Annotated in this window: 5 protein-coding genes; 4 read left to right on the forward strand and 1 reads right to left on the reverse strand. The window is 71.3% G+C overall.

All coding sequences use genetic code 11. From position 1 onward, the window contains the following. The first annotated feature begins 27 nt into the window (after positions 1-27). Positions 28-2,199: a 3-hydroxyacyl-CoA dehydrogenase NAD-binding domain-containing protein gene (locus tag ACZ6C6_RS29085; RefSeq protein WP_469206896.1), complete on the forward strand. Its 2,172-nt coding sequence runs from the start codon at positions 28-30 to the stop codon at positions 2,197-2,199. Positions 2,200-2,217: 18 nt separating this feature from the next. On the opposite strand, the gene ACZ6C6_RS29090 is transcribed toward ACZ6C6_RS29085, so the two are convergent. Next, the gene (locus tag ACZ6C6_RS29090; RefSeq protein ID WP_469206898.1) at positions 2,218-2,949 is read right to left on the reverse strand and encodes a MerR family transcriptional regulator; all 732 of its coding nucleotides are present in this window, start codon (positions 2,947-2,949) and stop codon (positions 2,218-2,220) included. 104 nt (positions 2,950-3,053) lie between these two features. Here ACZ6C6_RS29090 and ACZ6C6_RS29095 point away from each other — a divergent pair, with 104 nt between their 5' ends. The 3 genes from ACZ6C6_RS29095 to ACZ6C6_RS29105 all read left to right on the forward strand — a co-directional run bounded on the left by ACZ6C6_RS29095 (position 3,054) and on the right by ACZ6C6_RS29105 (position 7,515). Next, entirely contained in the window at positions 3,054-3,530 is a 477-nt protein-coding gene (locus ACZ6C6_RS29095; RefSeq protein ID WP_469206900.1) for a macro domain-containing protein, read from the forward strand. Positions 3,531-3,599: 69 nt separating this feature from the next. Then, a complete protein-coding gene (locus tag ACZ6C6_RS29100) occupies positions 3,600-4,676 on the forward strand; it encodes a hypothetical protein (protein WP_469206902.1) in 1,077 nt (358 codons plus the stop codon). A 142-nt stretch (positions 4,677-4,818) separates the two neighbouring features. Beyond that, the gene (locus ACZ6C6_RS29105; RefSeq protein WP_469206904.1) at positions 4,819-7,515 is read left to right on the forward strand and encodes a M4 family metallopeptidase; all 2,697 of its coding nucleotides are present in this window, start codon (positions 4,819-4,821) and stop codon (positions 7,513-7,515) included. Positions 7,516-7,691: the final 176 nt, after the last annotated feature.

A 7,691-nucleotide genomic window follows, 5' to 3' on the forward strand; every position in this document is an offset into this window, starting at 1 on the left:
TCCCCTTCCTACGGAGAAGACAAACCCATGACCGAGAGCACGACCATCCGCTGGGAACAGGACGAGACCGGCGTCGTCACCCTCGTACTGGACGATCCCAACCAGTCCGCCAACACGATGAACCAGGCGTTCAAGGACTCCATCGCGGCCGTCGCGGACCGCGCCGAGGCCGAGAAGGACTCCATCCGGGGCATCATCTACACCTCCGCCAAGAAGACCTTCTTCGCCGGTGGCGACCTCAAGGAAATGATCAGGATCGGTCCTTCGAGCGCACAGCTCGCGTTCGACACCGGCACCGCCATCAAGAACTCCCTGCGCCGCATCGAGACCCTCGGCAAGCCGGTCGTCGCCGCCATCAACGGCGCTGCCCTCGGCGGCGGTTACGAGATCGCGCTCGCCTCCCACCACCGCATCGCCCTCGACGCGCCCGGCTCCCGCATCGGCCTCCCCGAGGTCACCCTCGGCCTGCTGCCCGCGGGCGGCGGCGTCACCCGCACCGTACGCCTCATGGGCATCGCGGACGCCCTGCTCAAGGTCCTCCTCCAGGGCACCCAGTACACCCCGCGCCGCGCCCAGGAGAACGGGCTCGTCCACGAGGTCGCCGCCACGCCCGAGGAGATGATCGAGAAGGCCCGCGCCTTCATCGACGCCCACCCCGAGTCCCAGCAGCCCTGGGACGTCAAGGGCTACCGGATCCCCGGCGGCACCCCGTCGAACCCGAAGTTCGCCGCGAACCTGCCCGCCTTCCCGTCGAACCTGAAGAAGCAGATCGCGGGTGCCCCCATGCCCGCGCCGCGCAACATCCTCGCCGCCGCCGTCGAGGGCTCGCAGGTCGACTTCGAGACCGCCCTGACCATCGAGGCCCGGTACTTCACCGAGCTGGTCACCGGCCAGGTCTCCAAGAACATGATCCAGGCGTTCTTCTTCGACCTCCAGGCCGTCAACTCCGGCGCCAGCCGCCCCAAGGGCATCGAGGAGCGCCAGGTCCGCAAGGTCGCCGTCCTCGGCGCGGGCATGATGGGCGCGGGCATCGCGTACTCCTGCGCCAGGGCCGGGATCGAGGTCGTCCTCAAGGACGTCTCCGCCGAGGCCGCCGCCAAGGGCAAGGCGTACAGCGAGAAGCTGCTCGACAAGGCGCTGTCCCGGGGCCGCACGACCGAGGCGAAGCGCGACGAGCTGCTGGCCCGCATCACCCCGACCGCCGACGTGGCCGACCTCGCGGGCTGCGACGCGGTCATCGAGGCCGTGTTCGAGGACACCGCCCTCAAGCACAAGGTCTTCCAGGAGATCCAGGACGTCATCGCGCCCGACGCGCTGCTCTGCTCCAACACCTCCACCCTGCCGATCACCGTGCTCGCCGAGGGCGTCTCGCGCCCCGTCGACTTCATCGGGCTGCACTTCTTCTCGCCGGTCGACAAGATGCCGCTGGTCGAGATCATCAAGGGTGAGAAGACCGGGGACGAGGCGCTGGCCCGCGCGTTCGACCTGGTCCGCCGGATCAAGAAGACCCCGATCGTCGTCAACGACTCGCGCGGCTTCTTCACCTCGCGCGTCATCGGCCAGTTCATCAACGAGGGCGTCGCCATGGTCGGCGAGGGCGTCGAGCCCGCCTCCGTCGAGCAGGCCGCCGCGCAGGCCGGATACCCGGCCAAGGTGCTCTCGCTGATGGACGAGCTGACGCTCACCCTGCCGCGCAGGATCCGCAACGAGACCCGCAAGGCCGTCGAGGAGGCGGGCGGCACCTGGCCCGAGCACCCGGCGGACACCGTGATCGACCGGATGGTGGACGAGTTCGGCCGCCCCGGCCGCAGCGGCGGCGCGGGCTTCTACGAGTACGACGAGGCGGGCAGGCGCACGCGCCTGTGGCCCGGTCTGCGCGAGCACTTCACGAAGCCGGACACCGAGATCCCGTTCACCGACATGCAGGAGCGCATGCTCTTCTCGGAGGCGCTGGACAGCGTCCGCTGCCTGGAGGAGAACGTCCTGATCACCGTCGCCGACGCCAACATCGGCTCCATCATGGGCATCGGCTTCCCGCCGTGGACCGGCGGCGTGCTCCAGTACATCAACGGTTACGAGGGCGGCCTGCCCGGCTTCGTGGCCCGCGCCCGGGAACTCGCCGGGCGTTACGGGGACCGCTTCCTGCCGCCCGCGCTGCTGGTGGAGAAGGCGGAGAAGGGCGAGACCTTCCACGACTGACCCGATGCGAGGCCGCGTTCACTCCGCGGTGAACGCGGCCCGCAGCTCCTCCTTGAGCGACCGCTGGAAGGCGGTCACCAGGGCCTGGAGCACCATCGGCTGCATGTGCGCGGACAGCGACTTCATCGCCTTCACGTGCTCGGGGTCCGCTTCCCGCTCCCGGTACGGATTCCACACCTCGTCCCGGAAGAGCCGGGTCAGCTCCTGCGCGGCGGACCGGGTGTGCTCCAGCAGGATCGTCCGGGCGGCGAGGATCGTCTCGTGCGCGATCGGCACGTCGAGCAGCTCCACACCGAGCCGCAGCAGCCCCGGGTCGAGCCGGAACACCCCGTCCTCAGGTGCGGACCGCTCCAGCACGCCCATCGCGGCCAGCCGGTCGAGGTCCTGGCCGCTCAGCGTTCGCCCGGCCCGCCGCTCCAGCTCCGCCCGCGAGGCGTCCTCCGGGGAGTCCGGTGCCCAGGAGGCGACGAGCGCCCGGTGGATGGCCAGATCGTGGGCGCTCAGGTCGGGCGGCAGCTGCTCCAGGTACCGTTCGATCGCGGCGAGCGTCATGCCCTGGTGCTGAAGCTCCTCGATGAGCGCCAGCCTCGACAGGTGGTCGTGCCCGTAGTGCCCGACCCGGCGCGGCCCGATCACCGGCGGCGGCAGCAGCCCCCGGGTGCTGTAGAACCGCACCGTCCGCACGGTCACCCCGGCACGGGCGGCCAACTCGTCGACGGTGAGTTTCGGCTCCTCGGCCTCGGTCGCCATGTCCGCTCCTCGTGTCCGGTGCCCAGTGCAACAGTATTGCTGTCTCACCACCGATGTGAAAGTGCGGGCGGCCCACTGTCAGTGCCGCCCCCTAGCCTGAACGCATGTCCGGGATCACGTACGTACGAGGGGACGCGACCGCGCCGCAGGGCAAGGGCGTCAAGATCATCGTCCACGTCTGCAACGACCTCGGCGGCTGGGGCAAGGGCTTCGTCCTCGCCCTCTCGCGACGCTGGCCCGAACCGGAGGCCGCGTATCGCAGCTGGCACCGCGAGCGCGCGGGGAACGACTTCGGGCTCGGCGCGGTGCGGTTCGTCCAGGTCTCCCCCTTCACCTGGGTGGCGAACCTGGTGGGCCAGCACGGGATGCGCCGGGGGAGCAAGGGCGCGCCGGTCCGCTACGAGGCCATCGACACGGGCCTGGCCGCCGTGGCCGACCGCGCCCTGGAGCTGGGCGCCTCCGTGCACATGCCCCGGATCGGCTGCGGCCTCGCGGGCGGCACCTGGTCCCGGATCGAGCCGCTCATAGCCGGCCGGTTGACGGCCCGGGGCGTGTCCGTGACCGTGTACGACTTCGATTGATACGCGGGCCGGCCGCCGGCTCCGTACCCGCCCGATAATCTGACCGCCGTCTAGGGAAGGGGCGGGTCAGTGACGGGTGGCGGGGCGGGAGCGGCCGGGGCGCCGGAGGGTGCGGGGCGGCAGGTGGACGCGTCCCTGCTGACCCTGCTCGGGCTCGGGCCCGAGGAGGACGCGGTCTACCGGCTGCTCGTGGACCGCCCCGACAGCGAGCGCGGCGTCTTCGAGACCCTGCTGAACGGCACCGCCGCCGCGCCCGTCCTCGACGCGCTCGTGGAGCGCGGTCTCGCCAGCGCCGACCGGCCGGACGCCGAGGGCGTCGTCCGCTACCGGGCCGCCTCGCCCGTCCTCGCCCTCGGCCCGCTCCTGGAGTCGCGGCGTTCCGCACTGCACCGGGTGGAATCGCTCGTGGGCGACCTCGCCGAACGGCACCGCTCCGCCCAGCTGTACGGTGCCGGCGCGCCGGTGGAGGTGCTGTCGGGGCCCGCGGCGATCAGGCGGCGGCTGCTGACCATGCAGAGGCAGGCAAGGACTGAGGTCTGCACGCTCGTCCCCGCCCGGCACGTGCCCCCGGTGCTCAGCTTCGCGGACAACCACGATGAGGTGGACGCCGAGCTGACCGACCGCGGCGTGAACGTCCGTACCGTCGTGGAACGGGAATGGCTGGAGGACCCGCAGGCCGCCCATCTGCTGGCCTCCTGCGTCGCCCAGGGCCAGCACATCTCCGTCACCGAGAAGCTCCCGATCAAGCTCGCCATCGTGGACCGCCGCATCGCCCTGCTGCCCCTGGACCCGGAGCGCGAGACGGAACCGGTGGCGCTCGTCGTCCATCGCACCGGCCTGCTCACCGCTCTCGTCTCGCTCTTCGAGCAGCACTTCGAGCGGGGCCGACGACTGAACCTGACCGGTGCCGAGGAGAGCACCGAGCACGAACTCGAGGCGATCGACCGGCAGATCGTGGCCCTGCTCCACATCGGCCTGACCGACGCCGCGATCGCCCGCCAACTCGGCATGGGACACCGCACCGTGCAGCGCAGGCTGCACACGCTGATGGACGAGGTGGGTGCGGCGACCCGGTTCCAGCTCGGCTGGCACGCGGCGCGCGCCGGATGGCTGCCCGGCGGACCGGACAACTCGGTGGAACCGTAACGCTTCCGAGGCGCAATTGCGCCACGGCGCCTTCACGCCAGCGAGATCCCTTGTCCGCCCCTCTCCCCATGACGAACGATCAGCACGTCAACGCCCGAGCCGCCCCGACGGTCCGGGCGACGGTGTGCGATGGGGAGGTTCCGTGAGACGAACGAGTGGGCTGCGAATACTGGCGGCCGGGGTGGTCGCCGCCGCCACCGGTGCGGCCCTGCTGGCCGCGCCGGCCTGGGCGGACGACGCCGTCCCGGCGCCCGAGGCGGCCACCGCGCCCGTGGGCGTCGCCCCGGCGATGACCCAGGGCCTGGACAAGTCGGCCCGCCGGGGTACCCCGGCCGAGGCCGCCCGCGCCCATCTGGAGGCGCACCAGGACACGTACAAGGTCCCGGTCTCCGACCTGAAGGCGGTCAGGACCACCGAGGAGGGCACGCAGTCCTCGGTCCGCTTCCAGCAGAAGCACGACGGCGTCCCCGTCTTCGGCGCCGAGTACGCGGTGCAGACCCAGGCGGCCGACGGCGGTCAGAAGGTCACCTCCGCGACCGGCACCCTCTACACGGACCTCACTGTCCCGACCACCGCCGAGGTGAGCGAAGCCACGGCGAAGCAGCGGATGTTCACCCTGGACGGCACGCTCTCCAAGGTGCGCGGCGCGAAGACCGAGGCGCACGGCCTCACGGTGTTGCCCGACGCCCGGGGCGGCCGCCTGGCCTGGCACTTCACCGTCACCGGCGGCCTGTCGAACGGCAGCCCGGTACGGCAGGAGGTGTTCGTCGACGCCCGGGTGGGCGGCATCGCGCTCTCGTACAACAACATCGACGCGGCCGACGCGGCCCCCGCGCGCGGAACGGGCGTCCGCGTCGACGGCACCGAGACGCCGCTCGACATCAACGAGGAGACGGACGGCTCGTACACGCTGGTCGACTCCACCCGGGCCATGTACCCGAGCACCGGCGGCCAGATCCGGACGTACGACGCCCAGCGGAAGCAGTACACCCTCGTCGCCGGCGGCCCGGTCACCGACGACGTTCCGCTCGCCACCTCCGCGAGCACTCGCTTCGACGGCGCGAACACCACCTCCGGGGCTGTGGACGCGCACCTCAACGCCGTGAAGGTCTACGAGTACTACAAGAAGCAGATCGGCCGGGACGGCGTCGACGGCAAGGGCGGCACCATCTCCTCCGTCGTCAACGTGGCCGCGAACGGCAAGGACTACGCCAACGCCTTCTGGGACGGCTCCAAGATGGTCTACGGCCACATGGACGGCGTACCGCTCTCCGTCGGCCTGGACGTCGTCGGCCACGAGATGACGCACGGCGTCACCGAGCACTCCGCGGGACTGGTCTACCTCAACCAGTCCGGCGCGCTCAACGAGGCGATATCCGACTACTTCGGCAACGCCATGGAGACCGCCGACAAGGGGGTCGCCATGACCGACCCGACGTCCGGCCTCATCGGCGAGTACCTCTGCAACGGCACCAAGCCGCTGGAGGACTGCGCCCTGCGCGACCTGAACGACGGGCGCGACGCGCAGAAGGACTACCAGCCCATCCCGCTCGACATCGACAACGGCGGGGTGCACTACAACTCCACCATCGTCGGCGGCGCGCTGTGGGACATGCGCAAGAACCTCGACCCCGGCCTCGCCGACCGGATCGTCTACCGGTCCGCGCAGAACTACCTCACCCCGCTGTCCGGCTTCACCGACATGCGCAACGCGGTCACCCTGGCCGCCACCTCCCTGAACGCCTCCGCTCACGACCTCGCCGTCATCGCCGACGCCTTCGACGCCCACGGCATCGAGAAGGACTGGGAGCACAAGGGCGGCACGCACGACGGGACGACCATCGGAGCGAACGTCCTGCCCGCCTACGAGGTGTACAGCGGCGTCGACGAGCAGGCCGCCCAGATCAACGGCGACGTCTACGCCATCAGCCACGGCGACGCCGTCGCCTGGGACCGGGGCGGCGCCGCGTTCGGCATCACGGTGGGCCGCTTCGGCAAGAAGCCCCGCCACGAGCTGGCCGAGCAGGACGCCTATCTGCTGGACCCGTCCCTGGACGACGACCGCATCGTCTTCACCAGGATCACGGCGGACGGCGTCGGCATCTACCGCACCGGCGCCAAGGGGCAGGGTGCGATCAAGAAGCTCGTCGACCGCAAGGACGCGGACGAGACGGAGCCGGTGACCGACGACGGCGCACTCGCCTACATCAGCACCACCCCCGACGGCGAGCAGGACGTCATGCTCCGCACCGCCGGGGGCACGACGGTCAATGTCACCCCGGAGGCGGGCACCAAGGCGGCTCGGCTCGCGATGAAGAACGGCCGGATCGCCTGGGCCGGCGGCGACGGCACCTATGTGTACGTCTACGACATCGCCAAGGGCACCACACAGACCAAGCGGATCACCGGCTTCCTTTTCGACTCGGTCACCGACCTCCAGCTCACCTCGGACCGGGTGTTCTGGCGGGAGACCGGCGGCTTCCTGATCCCGAGCACCGGCTTCGCCTCGGCCCCTCTGGACGACCTCTCCAAGGCGGCGAAGCTGCGCTACCCGTCGAACGTCTACCTCGCCCAGTTCTCCGTCAACGAGAAGTACTTCGCCTACTCGACGTTCGACATCTGGGGCGCGCTCGGCTCCTGGTCCGGCCCCGGCAAGGTGAAGGTCGCCACGGTCGAGGACGTCCTCGCCGGCGTCGACGGCTTCACCCGGGTCTCCTGCTCCTCCGGCGCCCAGCTGGCCCCGTCGCTCGGTGACGGCACCCGCATCGCCTGGCTCGACACGAGCGCAGCGGCCACCGACGTCGTGACCCGGAGCACGTTCGCCGGTACCTGCGACTGACCTGCTCCCGGGGCGGGGGGGGGGCCCGCCGGGGGGGGGGGCCCCCCCCCCCCCGGGGGGGGCGGGGCCCCGCCGGGGGGGGGGGGGGGGGGGGGGGGGGGGGGCTCACGAACCACCCCCCCCCGGGGGGGGGCGCCCGGCGGGGCCCCACCCGGCCCGCCCCCGCGCCCGGGTTC

This window comes from Streptomyces sp. NPDC041814 (assembly GCF_055590565.1).